We start from the raw sequence: 17294 nt of genomic DNA, 5'->3' as shown, positions 1-17294 counted from the left end.
TCTAGCATCATTAGTGACGATATCCTGACTATTGAGCTCAATCCCAAACTGCTATAACATTGATTACTCTTATCGTACCGATCTTTATAAGACTTTTACAAAAATAGTCATCGTCAATCTAACCTAACCTCATTTCATCACAGGGCAAGCCATAACAGCAAATCCAGTGGTGAGTTAATAGTAGCCAAACCATCTCTTTATTTACATTAGGGCTTTTTACTATGTCTTGCTCTTTGACTTCTAATATTTCTTTTATTACCTCCGCCATCATCGCTTCAGGGCTAGCTGTCACACTCACCGCTTGCCAACAATCCCCGAAATATGGCTATATTGAGGGAGAAACCATGGGCACAAGCTACCATATCCGTTATGAGATGCCAAAAGATGGGGATGAACAGGCCATCTTAAAGTCCATTGATGACAGGTTAGCCAGCATTAATCACAGCATGTCAACTTATCAAGATGATTCACTGATTTCTACCTTTAATCGCCAGCCAGCAAATACCCCCATGCAAATAGATGCTGATTTTGTCACCGTGTTAGACAATGCCAAAACTATTTATCAGCAATCAGGTGGTGCGTTTGATCCGACAGTGATGCCCCTCATTGAACTGTGGGGTTTTGGTAAAACCATGACCATTGATAGATTACAAAGCCCACCTAATCCAGAGGATATCGCTGCTGCCAAAGCTCTGATTGATTTTGATGCCGTCATACTAGAACATGATCAACAACAGTTAACTAAAACCAAGGATGGGGTGGCTTTAGATTTTTCTGCCATTGCCAAAGGCTATGGTGTCGATGTGATTGCACAGGTGTTGTATGAGCAATACCACATTAACAACTATATGGTTGAAATTGGTGGTGAAGTCGCTACCTCTGGTGTCAATGCGCAACATAAACCGTGGCAAATTGCCATTGATGCCCCTGTATTAGACAGCAGTGTCGATAGCCGTCAAACCATCAGCATCATACGCCAACCAACTTCAACCAATCAGCTACACTTGGCAACTTCAGGTAACTATCGCAACTCAGTCATCTTTGATGGCAAACGCTATAGCCACACTATTGATCCCTTAACAGGTAATCCCATTGTTGGTGGCGCACCTTCTGTCAGCGTAGTGGCGGACTCGGTGATGCTTGCCGATGCATGGGCAACGGCTCTCACTGCCATGCCCTATTCTCAAGCCCTACAGCTTGCAACTTCACAAAATCTGGCAGCCCTATTTATTGTGCCCAAACAAGCATCTGTGACCACACATACCATCAAAGATTGGCAAGTGGTTGAAACACCTGCCATGCAAGCACTGCGCTCAGATAGTCAGGGACAATAATGTTTAGAAATTACAAAACATATTCGTAGCCTATGACTAAGCATAAAATTAAGTCATTAAGAAGACAAATTGCACAAAAAATAGGCTTTAAATACTAATTCTGCATCAAAATCTTGCCAAATGATAATAAATATCAACTAATGAGTTGCTAAAATCATTTTATCTTCATAAACTAGCATAGATACTGTTACTTTGGTAACCTAAAACCATTAAACAAAAACATGGCTGATATTTATTATACAAATTATGTAAAATACTATCAGCTAAAAGGATTTTCATAGACATTGTTTAAGGACAGATGATGATATATACATTGATGGCGGTGGTATTCATACTTGGATATCTTGCAATTGCACTCGAACACAATTTACATATCGATAAAGCCGCATCAGCTCTGCTGACTGCGGTACTTATTTGGGTATTACTGGTATTTGGAGCAGATACGCTACTTGCCAATCATCTTTCTGGTGAAGAAGCGATGCATGGTGCATCACATCTGCTAAATACTGAGCTGCGTCATCATCTTGCCGAAATCGCTGAGATATTATTCTTCTTAATGGGTGCAATGGTCATTGTTGAACTGATTGATGCCCATGATGGCTTTAGTGTTATCACCAGTCGCATTAATACCACCAATGCCACGACTTTGCTATGGATTGTGGGTATTTTGACTTTCTTCTTCTCAGCACTACTCGACAACCTCACCACCACCATCGTCATGGTATCACTTATCCGCAAACTCATTACCGATAAAACCTTGCGCTGGTGGTTTGCTGGAATTATTGTCATTTGTGCCAATGCAGGCGGAGCATGGTCACCCATTGGTGATGTCACCACTACCATGCTATGGATTGGTAATCAGATTACCGCCAGCCGCATCATGCTCGATTTGATTGTACCCAGTCTCATTGCCGCATTGATTCCGTTAGCAGTATTAAGCTTCAAGCTCAAAGGCAGACAAGTACAAAAACCACAAAGCAAACCAGTACTGGCAACGGCAAATACCAATTACTTAACCACCAATCCTAACCAACAAGACGATGAGCTTGATGCAATTAGTAGTACTCCACATGCCCCTCAAAGCCATGTTGTAACTGACGAAGCCAATGCCAATGAAGCACCAACAGAAGAATTTAGAGTCAAACCACGCAACAGCCTGCGGGTATTGATACTTGGTTTGGGTGCACTGGCATTTGTGCCAGTATTTAAAACTGTTACCCACTTGCCACCCTATCTTGGTATTTTATTTGGATTAGCCATCTTATGGATTTTCACTGAGATGCTGCACCGTGATAAAGAGGTACATATTAAGCGTCAGTTGACTGTTGTTGGGGTATTGGCTCGTGTGGATATGCCAAGTATTCTATTCTTCTTGGGTATTTTATTGGCTGTCTCTGGTCTGGCAACAGCAGGTCATTTAATTGACATGGCACACTTTTTGGATAACACTTTTGGTAATTTATATATTATTAATGTGGTCATCGGCTTGCTGTCGGCATTGGTGGATAATGTGCCATTAGTTGCAGGTGCAATGAAGATGTATCCACTGCTTAATGATGCGGCAATGGCGGGACTTAGCGGTGATGAGTTGGCTCGTCAAGGGCAGTTTTTGCAAGATGGGGCATTTTGGCACTTCTTGGCATATTGTGCGGGTACGGGTGGTAGCTGCTTAATCATTGGTTCGGCAGCAGGTGTGGCAGCGATGGGTATGGAGAAAATACCTTTTGTTTGGTATCTCAAGCGCATCAGTGGTTTGGCATTACTTGGTTATCTGGCAGGGGCAGCCACTTATATTGTGATACATGTGTTGTAAGGTGATTTTCTAAAAGCTATTTCTCTTGGCTTATAGTCAATCTAATATAATTTCACTACAAGGCAACCGAGTGAAGATAGTACAAGTAGTACATCGAGTGAGGTTAACACCGTGGTGGATTTATATTAGGCAGACTATAGTTTGGATGAGTCGCTAAGGTTGGTTTAGGTGAGGCTTTTTAGCCCTGATAGTAGCGGTATCCTGTCGTAGCCGATGGCGATGCGGACTGTGGCTGACAGTAGTCGCTCGTTTAGATGGAATGCTGGCAGACACGTTAGTACGCACGCCATCGGTTCGACAGATACAAGCGGATAGCAGGATTGGCTATGTATTAATTTGCATGTTGCTGTTATACGTGAGTCACTGTTTGTATTGATTGGTTACATTGCGTCACCCTAGTACAAGGTAGGTTTTGTTATAATATGAGTTTGTATTGTGCGTGATTGTGCGTCCATTATCCGTCTCAACGGACTGCTAGACAGGAGCTGTTATGTTGACTCAACTGCTACCCATCCTTGCCATCACTTTTGTGGTGTTTGTGCTGTTTTTCTTATTTATGGGCATTGGCTATATGATCAAAAAAGAGCCACTACGTGGTTCATGCGGTCGAGTGGCAAATCTGATGGGCGATGAGACGTGTCAGTTTTGTGGTGATGATCCTAATAAGTGTGAGTCACTCAATGATGCTCGTGCGTTAGGGGGTAGTGAGGCAGAAGCCAATGCGACCAAAGAGGCCGCAAAAAAACTTGGCAAGTCTGCTGTCTGATACATACAAAGAAAGATAGTTACTGCTAGAATAGTTGCCAGTGAATGGCAATTAGTTATAATTAATAAAATTTTGCAAAACCCTACACAGACATCTATAATTTTTTCAATTTAATATTTTTATTTGTAATATATCCTACCATTGCTATTTAAGGCTGCTTGTGGGATAGTTTTTTACTGGTAGAAGGAACATCTTAACTTTTGCTCCTCTGCTTTTTTGTCTACTCGCTACAAGCAAATTTTATGTCTCAATCAATGCAATCACAGCCTAATTCTAAGCACAGCTCTCCCATTACGCCCAAGGCAACTTTTTGGCTGGTGCTGATTGCCATTGTATTATTATCGGCAAACATGCGCTCACCCATTGTGGCACTCGGCTCTATTGCCCCTGTGGTACAAGATGCCCTGCACATATCTGAAGCGCAAATTGGTTGGCTTGGGGCAGTGCCGATGATTATGTTTGCGCTAGGGGCATTTATTTCCCCCCCCATTGGTAAACGTTTTGGATTAGAAAACACACTGATTGTGATGTTGGTGATGCTCACTGCTGGCATTGTGGTGCGCTCTTGGTGGGTAGGCTGGACTGGATTTTTGTTGGGGACAATACTCTTGTCATTGGCGATTGGCTTTGCCAATACGTTGGCTGCTCCGATTATTAAACAACGTACACCAAACAATATTGCATTAATCACTGGACTATTTAGCCTCACCATGACCACAGTGGCAGGACTGGTAGCAGGCATTGTTTATCCGCTGACCACAAAAGTGGGCTGGCAATGGGCGCTCGGCGGTTGGGCAGCCCTGGGTATATTGGCAACTGTGTTTTGGGTGGTATTACGCATACGTTTGGGGTCGTCGCATAAGCTGCCACAAACAATGGATACATCAATTGATGATGATATTTCAGTTTGGCGTGCACCATTGGCTTGGCAGTTGGCTGTATTTATGGGACTTCAATCGGTGATGTTTTATACTTCTGCCAGTTTTTTACCATCAATTTGGCTCAGTAAAGGACTCGATCAAGTACAAGCAGGACACATGGCATCGGTGTTTCAGTTTATGGCACCTGTGGCAATTTTAAGCTTAACCTGGCTAATTCGCCGTGGTAAATCTATACAAATGGTGGCGGTGACATCAGCAGCTTTAAATGTGATTGGCTCATTTGGTATGGCGTATATGACACCCTCTTTAGCATGGTTGTGGTCAGCATTGATGGGATTGGGAACGTCGGGGATTTTTACTTTATCTATTATGCTATTTTCACTGCGTACCTATACCCCGCAACAAGCCAGTAGCCTATCAGGTATGGTACAAACCATCGGTTATTTGATAGCCATTTTTGGTCCGTTGGGGGCAGGTTGGCTACATGAGCACACGGGTGATTGGAGCTTGGCGTTATTGTGCTTGTTGCTACTGATGTGCGTCAATGTGGTGGCAGCATGGTTTGCCAGTCGTCCAATGATGATTGATGGTAAGCCACTCTAAATATCCTTTATCTACTCTAAACTTAGGCAATAAAACTATTATTTGTTATTGCCTTTATCTTTTTTTCTTCCTTCACTTTTCATGCAAATTTATACGGTTTTTATGACTATGAATTTTTCTAATTTTGGACAACAATTTGTTGCACCCACTGGTATCTCACAATTAATGGACGATTTGGGTGATGCCCTCAAAAGCGAAACCCCAGTTAACCTACTTGGTGGTGGTAATCCTGCCCGTATTGATAAGGTTAACGAGGTATTTTTACAAAGCTTTAAGCAGATGAGTATCGGCGATCTGGACAGCAGTGCCACTGATGTGATGGGCAATTATTCTAATCCACAAGGGGATAGTAAATTTATCACTGCTTTGGTGGATTTTTTTAATCGTCATTATGATTGGAATCTGAGCAGTGCCAATATTGCCCTTACCAATGGTTCACAAAATGCGTTTTTTTATTTGTTTAATCTATTTGGTGGTGAATTTGGTGAAGCACAAAACACACATAATAAATCTATTTTACTGCCCCTAGCCCCTGAATATATCGGCTATAGTGATGTGCATATTGATGGGCAACACTTTGTGGCGATTAAACCCAATATCGAAGAGGTTTGCCATGAAGGTGAATCGGGATTTTTTAAATATCGGGTAGATTTTGAGGCGTTAGAAAATTTGCCTGAGCTGGCACAAGGCAAAATCGGTGCGATTTGTTGCTCTCGTCCGACCAATCCAACCGGTAATGTACTCACTGATAATGAAATGGCACACCTATCTAAAATTGCTAAACAGCATGATATACCGCTGATTATTGACAATGCTTATGGTGCGCCATTCCCCAATATTATCTATCCTGATGTCAATCTAAATTGGGATGATAATACCGTTTTGTGTTTTAGTCTATCGAAAATCGGCTTGCCCGGTGTGCGTACTGGCATTGTGATAGCAAACCCACAAGTAATCCATGCCATTAGCAGTATGAATGCAGTGGTGAACCTTGCGCCGACTCGCTTTGGCGGTGCCATTGCCCGACCTTTATTAGAAAATGACCAACTCAAACAACTATCTGATGAGGTTATTCAGCCCTTTTATGCGCAAAAAGCGAAGCGAGCCATTGAGCTGCTCAAACATGAAATGGGCAATACACCAATGCTAATTCATAAACCAGAAGGAGCAATATTTTTGTGGTTGTGGTTTAAAGACTTGCCGATTAGTACCACTGAATTATACGAGCGTCTTAAAGCCAAAAGCACGCTGATTGTACCCAGTGAATACTTCTTCCCCGGTCTTGATATAAATGATTATCCGCATGCCCATGAATGTATCCGTATGAGTATCGCTGCTAATGATGAAACCTTACAAAAAGGCATTGCGGTGATTGGTGAGGTGGTGCGAGATTTGTATGCAGGAGGCAAGTAGTTATGTCGTTATTGTCTTCTTTGCCTTCTTTGTTTTCAGCCAAACAACGACCTTATATCCGTATGGGCATAATACCGCTATTAACCACCTTACTGTGTATGGCGTGTCAACCTGTATCTGATAGCAAAAGCGATACTGATAACGATAATGCACAACCTACCGCAAGCCAACCTGTACAAACTGGCAATCCGCAAACGGCGAATTCACAAACGGCGAATTCGCAAGCCCCTGTGCTTAATCCACCTTTGCAACCACTAGCCGAGCCCATCACTACGCCCATCACGATTCTGGCGATTGGTGATTCGCTCACTGAAGGCTTGGGGGTTGCGGAGCAAGACAACTACCCTGCCCAACTACAATCACAACTGCGTAAAGCAGGTTATAGCAATGTCAGCGTGGTTAACTCAGGGCTTAGTGGTGAAACCAGTACTGGTCTGGTCAATCGGCTCGACTGGGCGTTAAAAACTCAGCCTGATATTACCATTTTGACCACAGGGGCAAACGATGCCATGCGTGGCGTACCTGTAACCACTGTCGATGAAAACATTCGCACCGCCATTGAACGCTTGCAAGACAGTGGTAGTACGGTGATATTGGGGGGTATGGAGATTTATGACAATATGGGTGATGATTATGTGAATCAATTTTCACGTATTTATCCACGCATCGCCAAAGATACAGGGGTGGCATATATCCCATTTTTCTTAAATGGGGTCGCAGGTGATGCCAATCTCAACCAAAAAGATGCCATTCACCCAACCAAAGAGGGCTATACCTATGTGGTGAGTAATAATATCTTACCTGTGTTGATACCTGTGCTAACTGAGGTGGTGCAAGAGAAATCCAGCAATACGCAAAACTCACCGTAATTCATATAAATAATATAGAAAATGTGCCATGAAACCTGACATGAAATCTGCCACAAATTCCAACGCAAGCCCTACCCTGAATAACTCACACAACCCCTCACCCACTACGTCAACTACGTCACAACCCCTGCTATATGCCAACAATCTTAGTAAAAGTGTGAGTGTGGGTGAGCAACGTATCGACATTATTAAGGGTATTGATGTGGCGGTGCAGGCGGGTGAGTTTGCGGTGATTATGGGGAAATCTGGCTCAGGTAAATCAACACTGTTAGGATTGTTAGCAGGGCTGGACTATCCTGATTCTGGTGAGGTGTGGCTAGATGGACAAAATCTTACCAAGCTTGATGAAGAGGCATTGGCACAAAAACGCCAGCAAGATATGGGCTTTGTGTTTCAGTCGTTTCATTTGTTGCCGACGCTGACGGTCGCTGAAAATATCGCCTTTCCGTTAGACATTGCCCGACGTCCTGACCCTAGCCGAGTCGAAGAGTTGCTCACTGCGGTTGGGCTCGCGCATCGCCGTGACAGTTTACCGCATCAGCTATCAGGGGGTGAGCAACAACGCACCGCTTTGGCAAGGGCATTGGTCGCCCGACCAAAAATCATCTTTGCCGATGAGCCAACAGGCAATCTTGATGAGCAAAATGCCCAACAGGTGATGCATTTATTATTAGAGCTACAACAGCAATCAGGAACGGCGTTGGTAGTGGTGACTCATGACTCAAGTTTAAGCATCCATGCCAATCAGGTGATTACCATTGTCGATGGTCGGGTTGCAGGTTAGCTAATCAAACCATATAGGGGTATTATGTCAATACTCATATTTATACCCACGCCTACAAACCAAAACTATATTAATAAGAACTTATCATGACCATTATTAAATATAATGAAGAGAAACTAATTTATACGCCAATATTTTCAAAGGAACAGTTAGTTTATTTAGAAGCCTTAAGCTTATTTTCAAAAAGTGAATATTTGTTTGTACCACGCAATATTGAATCTTTTGCCATTACTTTTGCCCACACCTCTGCTGTGCTCGAAGGCAACAGCTATACCGCAGTGCAAGCCGAAAATTTACTCAAATCAGGCATAACAGCCCCAAACGAGAAAAAGTTTGATGATGCGTTAATGCTGATTAATATGCACAGTGCTTTTAATTATTTGCTCAAAGAGGCTCATTTCTCAGAGCAACCGTCACCTTTTAAACATTTGCTCAAAAACTTACATTGTCTAGCATCAGATAGATTGCTAGATATTCAAGATATAGGCGTGGTAAGAAAATTACCTGTATTTATCAGCTCAACCAACTATGTACCCTCTGCAAAACCACAACAGTTAGAAGCGGGATTAGACTTGATTGCCAATGAATATGATAAAATCGAAAATCCCTTTGAAAGAGCGGTGTATATTCATCAAAATCTAGCCTACTTGCAATATTTTATTGACCATAATAAACGCACCGCTAGAAATATGAGTGCCTATAGTTTATTACAGGCTAATAAAATGCCTATCTTATTTACTGAAAGCCATCAAAATGAGTATGTAATGGCTGTATTGAATTACTACGAGAGCGACTCACCCGACTATAGCACCTTTGCCAACTATTTTATTTCAGCTTATGAAAAGGTTTGTTCACGCATGAATTTAGAGGCAGTAACTGAAGCTCAGACGTATATTAGCAATTATCAGCCATGATTATTTTAAAAAAATAATCTCAATATAGATTTTGATTATGTCCACACCTGATAACCATTCTTTAGATAAACCATCTTTAAACAACCACTCTCAAAATCAACCACCTTTAAAAAACCATGCTCAAAATAAGCCCTTTGTAAAAAAGAAAACTTTCGCTGATGCTTGGTTGCCAGGCTCGCTGTTGGGCAATAAGGCGGTGCGTCGTAGTTGGGTGCAACATTGGATTTATCCGTTGTTGTTTTTGTTGGCGATGATTTTGTCGTTATCGACGTATTTGACGCTGGATTCGATTCAGCAGTCGGTCGACGATTATGTGGCGGATAATCAGCGGGCGTTGGTGGGGGGTGATTTGGTTTTGACCAGTCAGCAGACATGGTCTGAGCCTGTGTTGTCGGCGGTGCGTGAGTTTGAGCCTGATAAGGTGGTTTATGAGTCGCAGTTTAATGCGATGATTACGGGGCAAGAAAAAACGACAAAGGTGGTGCAAGAGGCGGATAATTCGCAAAATTTGCTCAGTTTGCTGGCTCGGGTTAAGGCGGTGTCGCCTGCATATCCGCTGTATGGTGAGGTGAAGTTGGCATCGGGTAAGGCGTTGTCTGAGCAATTAAAATCGCATCAGGTAGTAGTGGAAACGCAGGTGCTGACTGGGTTGGGGCTAAGTGTCGGTGATGAGGTGAAGATTGGTGAGGCGGTGTTTACGATTAGCGATGAGCTGACCGCTGAGCCTGACCGCCCGTTGACGGCTTTTGGCTTTGGGGCAAGGGTGTTGATGGCAAGCTCGGATTTAGAGGCGACGCAGTTGCTCGGTCAGCGTAGTCGGGTGAGTTATCGCATTGAGCTTGCAGGGTCGCCTGAGCAGATTGAGGCTGAGCAAGCTCGGCTGGCTGAGGTTTTGGCAAGTCAGCCTGATGTGACCATGAGCGATGCCGATAGTGCGGATACGTCGGTGTCGCGGGTGTCGGATAATGTGCTTCGGTTTTTGAAGTTGTTGGTGATTGCGGTGCTATTTTTGTCTGCGGTGGCTTTGCTGAGTGTGGTGAAGGCGTTTGTGGATTTGGGGCAACGGGCGACGGCGATTCGTCGGGCGTTGGGTGAGTCGGTTGGGTCGATTAAGCACAGTTATTATCGTTTGTTTTTGCTGATGGCGGGGCTTGCTTGTGCTGGTTCGGTGCTGATGAGTGTGGTGATGCTTAGGTTTGGTGGACGTTATTTGAGTGCGGTGTTGCCCAGTGATATTGTGCTGTCGATTCAACTGCTGAGTGTGCTAAAAATTAGCCTTGTGGCGGTGACGATTACCTTGCTGATTGTGCAACATAGCTTGTATGCGGTGACCCATACCAAACCGTCGGCGGTATTAAAGCAAGCCAACAATAGTCGCCGTCAGCGTCCGCCTGTTTATTGGTATGCGTTGGTGGTGCTTGCCAGTTTTGCTTTGTTGGCGTTTGAGTTTGGCTCAGTGCTAACAGGGGGGCAAGCGTTGCTCGGTATGGGATTGTTAGCGGGTGGTTTTTGGTTATTGGCTCGGGGCTGGTTGTGGCTGTTAACTGTGATTGCCAGTCATAGACAATTGGGCTGGCTGGGACGCACAGCCATTCATAATTTGTCCCGTAAGGGCAATCAATCGGGGCTGTTTTTTGTGACACTTGCTTTATCGGTGGCAGTTTTGACCATGGTGACGCTGTTAAATCACAGTTTAAATAGCCAGTTTATTCAGGCATATCCGCAAGATGCCCCTAATTTGTTTTTGCTTGATGTGCAGTCTGAACAACACGACACGCTGGATAAGATGATTGATGCTCCGCTGACTTATTATCCTGTGATTCGGGCACGTATTATTGAGGCGGGCGGTGTGCCAGCCAGTGAGATTGAATCGGGGACAGGCGATGACCCGACACGTATTTTTAATCTGAGCTATGCCGATTCGTTGATGGATACAGAATTTATTGCAGAGGCGGTGGTGGCTGACCAGCTTTTTGCCCCTATAACAGAGATAGGGACAAAAACAAAAACTGACATAGAGGCGAATAATATAGATAACGCCTCAACCACACTTCCTGCGGATACAGCAGTGCCGATGTCGATTTTGGATACGGCATCTGAGATGCTTGGGGTGGGATTGGGCGACCACGTGCGTTTTAATATTCAGGGTATTGAAGTGGTTGGGCAAATCACCAGTATTCGTGAGCGTTATGAAAAAGGTCCTAGCCCGTTTTTTTACTTTTTATTTGAGCCGAGTGTGATGGCGGACGCTCCACAAATTCAATTTGCTACAGCTCGGGTTGATGCTGAGAGTATTCCACAGTTGCAAACTGATATTGCTCACCAGTTTCCTGCGATTACTAGTATTGATGGTGGGGCGATTGCCAAACAAATCCAAACTTTTGTGGCTCAGATGAGCCGATTGGTGCAGGTGTTTACTTTGCTTGCGTTGCTTACGGGTATGATGGTGCTGATTACGTCGCTGTTGTCAACGTCACAAGACCGCCTGCGAGACAGTGCGTCGTTTCGGTTGCTGGGTATGCAGACTCGTGATTTGTATGCGATTAATATTTTAGAGATTGGTTTATTGGGTATCAGTGCGGGACTGATTGCGATGGTTGGGGCGAGTATCACAGCTTGGGTACTGATTACGCAGTGGTTTGATTTACGTTTTAGTGTGCCGTGGGCAAGTTTTGCGATGGGTGGTGTGGCGTTGCTGGCGGTGTTACTGATTATTGCGGTGAGCTATGTACGTTTGGTGATTAAAAAGGGGATTATGGCGAGGGTGCGGGGTATGGTTTGAGGGGTGGGGAAGTGTTAAAACTAAAGCTAGATACGATAAACGTCATTCATTGACGTGTAGTTCTACTTCTATCTTTTATATTAATCAAAATCAGATACAATTAGATATATTATCTAAAGTTGATAAGTATAGATTAGTCTTATTCTATACTTATATCTAAGGAAAGATACATGAGTTTAATAACAGCATTTTCACTTGATTTAAATAAGAATATACAAAGCACTGAAGCAGATTTCGCTTTCCAGAAAGGTCTTATTAGTAGCCAGAAAAATTTTCGATGTTCTACAGAAGACTGTCGTATTGCAGTTACATGTGCTAATCTCGAAAAACCTAAAAAAGATCGTAAAGTCGCTCCTTACTTTAAATCTACTGAAAATCACATTTCAAGCTGTCCATTTGCTATAGAAGAGGAAAAGCTAAGAAAAAATAGTAAAAAGGCAACAGCTGAGTCTTATTATGAGGGAATAGACACAACAAAAGGGAATACGCTAATAAATTTGGCTTTACCTTCTCCTAAAACTCAAAATAATAAATCTAGCATGACTACTAATAATAGACATGAGTCTCCAACATCTTCTTCTTCAAAAAGGAGATCTGAACACTTTATAAATCGTACTAAAACCATCTCAGCATTAGCAACTAGCTTTCTAGAGGGTGAGAATTTTAGTGTGACTTTACCATATCCGTACAACGAAGAATTATCTCTCCAAGAGTTATTTATAGAAGTAAATGGACAAGATGTTGAAGACCTTCCACAGGATACTTTGCGAGTGTATTATGGTAAAGCTTGGATAAATAATGTCACAGGCGGGTTTCAAACAAAATTTTTAAATGCATTAAAAACCACAACATATGATGGGGATTTAATAGAAGCTAATCCTACTATTTTTCTCCCTAATACTGAAATCATCAATTCACCATACAAGAAATTTAGAGAAATTGAAAAAATGTTGAAAGGAAGACCTAAAAATCTATTTATATTATCAGATACGCCTGCCCTTAACTCTACTCAAAAATATATAAACTTTAAATTCCAAGGTCTTCAATACTTAGAGGTTAAATTATAATGACACTTACACCAGTTATGCCTAAAGTAAGTATTTCCAAATTAACTTTTTCAGGTAGTAGTTTTGATTTTACAGAGAATCAAATAGTGATATTAGTAGGACCAAATAACAGTGGTAAATCACAAACTTTAAGAGAGATTGTTGAAATCTGTAGATCTTGTCAAGATATTCAAACCAAAGTAATCAAAAATTTAGTATTGAATAAACAAGGTACAGTCGAACAGCTTAAAAGTTTTTTGGATGTCAATTCAGAGGTCATTGAAGATTATTACCATTATGGGGTATCACGTATTTACATTGGTCATTTAGGAATGTGGAATCAAAAAAACTTGTATCTTCTAGATAGTCTATACATAAAAAATATCACAGCTAATGATCGCTTATCTATATGTGAACAACAACAAAGTATTAGTTCAGAAGAACCTAAAACTAAACCTCAACATGTGCTATATGACAATGCAAGTTTAATGGAAAAAATTAGTAATATATTTGAAGGTGCTTTTGGTAAGAAGCTATTATTTAACTTTAGAGGAGGTAGTAAGCTACCTATTCATGTAGGAATACTACCCGAAATGAATAGAGATACTGTAGATAGAGTCAGTGATGAGTATATTGAAGCTTTAAAGAAACTACCACTTCTTGATAAACAAGGAGATGGTATGAAAAGTTATGCAGGAATTCTATTCGAAAGTATTGTTACAAACTACGATATTACACTAATAGATGAACCTGAAGCTTTTTTACACCCTCCTCAAATGAAAAAATTAGGAGAAACACTTGCCAAAGAAATTAAAGGGCAATTATTTGTAGCAACACACAGTAGTGATATATTAAGGGGATTTTTAGAAGGAACTAAAGGTAATATTAGAATACTTAGAATCAATAGAGTCGATGACATAAATATAGTCATGGAAGCTAACGAGAGTGCTATTAAAGAGCTATGGGAGAAGCCAGTTTTAAGATATTCAAATGCTCTTGAAGGTATATTTCATGAACAAACTATTATTTGTGAAGATGATAGCGACTGTAGGCTTATTAATTCAGTGGCAGATTACTTAGCTTCAAATTCATCAGAGCGTTGGGAAGATACAGCATATATTCCAGCAGGTGGTAAATATGGTATTCCTAAAATTGCTAATATTCTCAGGAAAATAGGAGTACCAACCAAAGCGGTATTTGATATTGATTTTTTATCAGAAGAAAGGCTAGTTGAAGAAACTGTATCAGTATTTGGGGGTGACTGGGAAAGTATTAAAATTTTGTGGAAGGAAGTACATAGTGCTATTTTAAATAAATATAGTCAAAAAAGCTCTTCAGATATTAAATCCGAAATTCTAGATATTTTACAAAATTCTTCCGAAAATGATTTACCTAGTAAAGAAATTATCACAGCACTTAAAAAAGCAAAGCCTTGGCATGAAATTAAAAATTGTGGTGCTAAAAATATACTTAGGGGCGGGGTTTTAAAAAGCTATAATAATATGATAAAACAATTCGAAGAAATTGGAATCTATCTAGTTGAAGTTGGAGAAATTGAGAATTTTTGTAGAGAGATAAATGGCCATGGTCCAAAGTTTGTGACTACTTTATTAACCGCAAAAAATATGGAAGATGAGGACTTAGGTGAACTAAAGAATTTCGTTGAAAAGGTGCATCTAGGAAAACACTGTAAATTTACTAGTAATTAATGATGAGCATTTGAAATATATGCAAAATCTAGCATTATACTGACATATCTTAGTTTAAAATATATCAGTATAAGATATGGACGGGTAGTATTAGTTACAAAAAATTAAGACATAACTTAAATTAAAATACTCCCGTCACTAGCTATTTATACATCCCACTCAACAAAGTTTTTTAATAGTTGTAGCCCTGCTTTATGGCTTTTTTCGGGGTGAAATTGGGTGGCAAATAGGTTGTCTTTGATGACACTGGCACAAAATTCGACGCCGTAATCACAACGAGCCGAAACGATGCTACTATCAGCAGGCTGACAATAGTAACTATGCACAAAATAAAAATGGGTATGCTCATCAACGCCTTGCCATAAGGGGTGGGCGGTGTCCATGCCTGAGATGGTATTCCAGCCCATGTGCGGAACTTTGATGCGGTTGCCCTGCTCGTCTGTCCATTTGGGGTCAAACTTTTTAACTTGTCCTTTGAGCAAGCCCAAACAAGGTGTGCCATCAGCATTGTGTGAGTTTTCTTCTGAATATTCAAATAAGGCTTGCATACCGACACAAATCGCCATCACGGGCTTGTTAAAGATGGCGTTGCGTACGACGTCATCAATGCCTGCCTCATGCATACCGAGCATACAATCGTGCATTGCTCCGACACCGGGGAAGAGTAGTTTGTCGGCACTTTCAATCTGCTGGGGTTGGTTGGTAACCACCACGTCTGCTCCGACATATTCTAATGCTTTGGTGACTGAGTGTAGGTTGCCCATGCCGTAGTCTAATAGTGCGATTTTGGTCATATTATTTGCTTAATCATCAAGTTAAAGTTAGATAAGTGTGATTGCACAGCCATCAGCAACTACAACGCCTCTTTGGTCGATGGTAAGGTGTTTAACGCACGCTCATCATATTCACACGCCATACGCAATGCCCGAGCAAAGGCTTTAAAGGTGGATTCTATTTGGTGATGGCTATTTTTGCCCTTTAAATTGTCCAAATGCACCGTCATCCAGCCATGATTAACAAAACCATAGAAAAATTCACTAAATAAATCGACGTCAAAGCTACCCACGTGCGAGCGAGTAAACGGAATATCCATATGTAACCCTGGACGACCTGAGATATCAACCACTGCCCGAGATAGCGATTCATCAAGGGGGGCATAAAAATGCCCATAACGGCGGATACCTTTTTTATCGCCTAAGGCTTTGGCAAACGCTTGCCCCAATGTGATGCCTGTATCTTCAACGCTGTGATGGTCATCAATATGCACGTCACCAACGCATTTAATGTCCAAATCAAATAAGCCATGACGCTTGATTTGGTCAATCATATGGTCTAAAAACGGCACGCCTGTATCCACTGTGCCTTGTCCTGTGCCGTCTAGGTTGACCGTCACGCTGATTTTGGTTTCGGCGGTGTTACGCTCGACGCTGGCGATACGGGCGGGACGCTCTGATGGGCAAGAAGATAGCTGTTGACTCATGGCTGGCTCACTCAATGGTTAAGTTAGTTAGATAAAAAAGATAAATAGGTTAATAACAAGCTAGATAAAAGGTTAAACACTAAATAACCGCTTAAATAGATAAATAGTGCAACAATAAGGCAATGATAATAGCAAACCCACACTTTTTGTGCCATGCCCGAGCTGTTTGTTTGCTAAAATATTGTGATTAATCCATTTTATAATCTCTCTTTACCCAAAGATTTACACAAGCCTTTATATAAGGAAACCCACCATGCCATTAGAAGCCGTCGCTATCAATTCTTTTGATGCCCCTATTATTCGTGAACCTGCCCGTAAAAATGAACTGGCTTTGCGAGTCGCTGATTTGCTCGCACAACACCCTGAGTTTGATAAGGGTGAAGATGCCATTGCCTTGTTTACGTCAGCGTTTAAGCGAGGTGGACTGCTGTATGTGGGTATGTTTAATGATAAGCCCATTGCGGTGATGGGCTGTTTTGATGATGGGCAAACCGATAGTAAACGCTTGCAATATTTGGCGGTACACCCACAAAATCATAATCGAGGCATTGAGGGTAAGTTTATCAAACAAGTATATGATTGTGAGGTAAAAAAAGGTGTGCGTCAGTTTGTGCCTGTGGATAGTGATATTCATCAGATTATGGCGGAATATGAGCTGTTATCGTTGAAGTAGTGGTGATAATTTTTAAAAAAGTGCTTGACAGATGGGCGTATATTTAGTTTAATAGCGACCTCAAACGAATACGGCTCGATAGCTCAGTCGGTAGAGCAAAGGATTGAAAATCCTTGTGTCGGCAGTTCGATCCTGCCTCGAGCCACCATTTGTTTGACCTCGTTTAAAAGCATATAGGTTATGCTCAGTATTACTAAAGATTATTTAGTTATTTAGATAGATACGAC

Annotated in this window: 15 protein-coding genes and 1 tRNA gene; 13 read left to right on the top strand and 3 right to left on the bottom strand. The window is 41.7% G+C overall.

Annotated elements, in window-relative coordinates; translation table 11 throughout:
* The first annotated feature begins 221 nt into the window (after positions 1-221).
* Together FHK89_RS00280 and nhaD are read left to right on the top strand one after the other, a co-directional pair.
* On the top strand, positions 222-1334 hold the full coding sequence (locus FHK89_RS00280) for an FAD:protein FMN transferase (protein WP_230655671.1): 1113 nt from the start codon (positions 222-224) through the stop codon (positions 1332-1334).
* Between the two features lie 301 nt (positions 1335-1635).
* Positions 1636-3147 carry a sodium:proton antiporter NhaD gene (gene nhaD, locus FHK89_RS00275; protein ID WP_230655670.1) on the top strand — a complete coding sequence of 504 codons (1512 nt, stop codon included), beginning with the start codon at positions 1636-1638 and terminating at the stop codon, positions 3145-3147.
* Positions 3148-3311: 164 nt separating this feature from the next.
* Here nhaD and FHK89_RS14860 read toward each other — a convergent pair whose 3' ends face one another.
* Positions 3312-3437, bottom strand: a complete 126-nt coding sequence (locus FHK89_RS14860; protein ID WP_268992888.1) for a hypothetical protein — start codon at positions 3435-3437, stop codon at positions 3312-3314.
* A gap of 200 nt (positions 3438-3637) precedes the next feature.
* Between FHK89_RS14860 and nqrM the strand changes: the two genes are divergently transcribed.
* The 9 genes from nqrM (at position 3638) to FHK89_RS00230 (ending at position 14914) form a co-directional block, all read left to right on the top strand.
* On the top strand, positions 3638-3913 hold the full coding sequence (gene nqrM / locus FHK89_RS00270) for a (Na+)-NQR maturation NqrM (protein WP_230655669.1): 276 nt from the start codon (positions 3638-3640) through the stop codon (positions 3911-3913).
* Positions 3914-4155: 242 nt separating this feature from the next.
* Complete coding sequence (locus tag FHK89_RS00265) at positions 4156-5397, top strand: MFS transporter (RefSeq protein ID WP_230655668.1); 1242 nt, start codon at positions 4156-4158, stop codon at positions 5395-5397.
* Between the two features lie 108 nt (positions 5398-5505).
* Positions 5506-6810, top strand: coding sequence for a valine--pyruvate transaminase (locus FHK89_RS00260; RefSeq protein ID WP_230655667.1), 1305 nt, complete (start codon positions 5506-5508; stop codon positions 6808-6810).
* A gap of 2 nt (positions 6811-6812) precedes the next feature.
* A complete protein-coding gene (locus FHK89_RS00255; RefSeq protein WP_230655666.1) occupies positions 6813-7679 on the top strand; it encodes an arylesterase in 867 nt (288 codons plus the stop codon).
* 28 nt (positions 7680-7707) lie between these two features.
* Entirely contained in the window at positions 7708-8463 is a 756-nt protein-coding gene (locus FHK89_RS00250) for an ABC transporter ATP-binding protein (RefSeq protein WP_230655665.1), read from the top strand.
* 86 nt (positions 8464-8549) lie between these two features.
* A complete protein-coding gene (locus FHK89_RS00245; RefSeq protein ID WP_230655664.1) occupies positions 8550-9377 on the top strand; it encodes a Fic family protein in 828 nt (275 codons plus the stop codon).
* 37 nt (positions 9378-9414) lie between these two features.
* Positions 9415-12159 carry an ABC transporter permease gene (locus FHK89_RS00240; RefSeq protein WP_230655663.1) on the top strand — a complete coding sequence of 915 codons (2745 nt, stop codon included), beginning with the start codon at positions 9415-9417 and terminating at the stop codon, positions 12157-12159.
* A 170-nt stretch (positions 12160-12329) separates the two neighbouring features.
* The gene (locus FHK89_RS00235; protein WP_230655662.1) at positions 12330-13226 is read left to right on the top strand and encodes a hypothetical protein; all 897 of its coding nucleotides are present in this window, start codon (positions 12330-12332) and stop codon (positions 13224-13226) included.
* Positions 13226-14914, top strand: a complete 1689-nt coding sequence (locus tag FHK89_RS00230) for an ATP-dependent nuclease (protein WP_230655661.1) — start codon at positions 13226-13228, stop codon at positions 14912-14914. Before FHK89_RS00235 ends, FHK89_RS00230 begins: the two co-directional genes overlap by 1 nt.
* Positions 14915-15060: 146 nt before the next feature.
* Here FHK89_RS00230 and hisH read toward each other — a convergent pair whose 3' ends face one another.
* Both hisH and hisB read right to left on the bottom strand, forming a co-directional pair.
* Positions 15061-15708 (bottom strand): imidazole glycerol phosphate synthase subunit HisH, encoded by a 648-nt coding sequence (gene hisH / locus FHK89_RS00225; protein ID WP_230655660.1) that lies wholly within the window; start codon positions 15706-15708, stop codon positions 15061-15063.
* A 59-nt stretch (positions 15709-15767) separates the two neighbouring features.
* Positions 15768-16394 carry an imidazoleglycerol-phosphate dehydratase HisB gene (gene hisB, locus FHK89_RS00220; protein WP_230655659.1) on the bottom strand — a complete coding sequence of 209 codons (627 nt, stop codon included), beginning with the start codon at positions 16392-16394 and terminating at the stop codon, positions 15768-15770.
* A gap of 253 nt (positions 16395-16647) precedes the next feature.
* Between hisB and FHK89_RS00215 the strand changes: the two genes are divergently transcribed.
* Both FHK89_RS00215 and FHK89_RS00210 read left to right on the top strand, forming a co-directional pair.
* Positions 16648-17067 (top strand): hypothetical protein, encoded by a 420-nt coding sequence (locus FHK89_RS00215; protein ID WP_230655658.1) that lies wholly within the window; start codon positions 16648-16650, stop codon positions 17065-17067.
* Between the two features lie 72 nt (positions 17068-17139).
* Positions 17140-17215 (top strand) — tRNA-Phe (locus tag FHK89_RS00210).
* The last annotated feature ends 79 nt before the right edge of the window (positions 17216-17294 follow it).

The organism is Psychrobacter sp. I-STPA10 (assembly GCF_021012795.1).
In the GTDB taxonomy this organism is placed as follows: Bacteria; Pseudomonadota; Gammaproteobacteria; order Pseudomonadales; family Moraxellaceae; genus Psychrobacter.
The sequence above is the reverse complement of the archived record's forward strand: the minus strand, read 5'-3'. Positions and strand labels throughout refer to the sequence as shown.

Excerpts from the sequence above, each read along its gene's own strand:
- FHK89_RS00255 (WP_230655666.1), top strand. The coding sequence starts at position 6,813 with ATGTCGTTATTGTCTTCTTTGCCTTCTTTGTTTTCAGCCAAACAACGA.
- FHK89_RS00260 (WP_230655667.1), top strand. The coding sequence starts at position 5,506 with ATGAATTTTTCTAATTTTGGACAACAATTTGTTGCACCCACTGGTATC.
- FHK89_RS00250 (WP_230655665.1), top strand. The coding sequence starts at position 7,708 with ATGAAACCTGACATGAAATCTGCCACAAATTCCAACGCAAGCCCTACC.
- FHK89_RS00280 (WP_230655671.1), top strand. The coding sequence starts at position 222 with ATGTCTTGCTCTTTGACTTCTAATATTTCTTTTATTACCTCCGCCATC.
- FHK89_RS00245 (WP_230655664.1), top strand. The coding sequence starts at position 8,550 with ATGACCATTATTAAATATAATGAAGAGAAACTAATTTATACGCCAATA.
- nhaD (WP_230655670.1), top strand. The coding sequence starts at position 1,636 with ATGATATATACATTGATGGCGGTGGTATTCATACTTGGATATCTTGCA.
- hisH (WP_230655660.1), bottom strand. The coding sequence starts at position 15,708 with ATGACCAAAATCGCACTATTAGACTACGGCATGGGCAACCTACACTCA.
- FHK89_RS00215 (WP_230655658.1), top strand. The coding sequence starts at position 16,648 with ATGCCATTAGAAGCCGTCGCTATCAATTCTTTTGATGCCCCTATTATT.
- FHK89_RS00240 (WP_230655663.1), top strand. The coding sequence starts at position 9,415 with ATGTCCACACCTGATAACCATTCTTTAGATAAACCATCTTTAAACAAC.
- nqrM (WP_230655669.1), top strand. The coding sequence starts at position 3,638 with ATGTTGACTCAACTGCTACCCATCCTTGCCATCACTTTTGTGGTGTTT.
- FHK89_RS00235 (WP_230655662.1), top strand. The coding sequence starts at position 12,330 with ATGAGTTTAATAACAGCATTTTCACTTGATTTAAATAAGAATATACAA.
- FHK89_RS00265 (WP_230655668.1), top strand. The coding sequence starts at position 4,156 with ATGTCTCAATCAATGCAATCACAGCCTAATTCTAAGCACAGCTCTCCC.
- FHK89_RS00230 (WP_230655661.1), top strand. The coding sequence starts at position 13,226 with ATGACACTTACACCAGTTATGCCTAAAGTAAGTATTTCCAAATTAACT.
- FHK89_RS14860 (WP_268992888.1), bottom strand. The coding sequence starts at position 3,437 with ATGGCGTGCGTACTAACGTGTCTGCCAGCATTCCATCTAAACGAGCGA.
- hisB (WP_230655659.1), bottom strand. The coding sequence starts at position 16,394 with ATGAGTCAACAGCTATCTTCTTGCCCATCAGAGCGTCCCGCCCGTATC.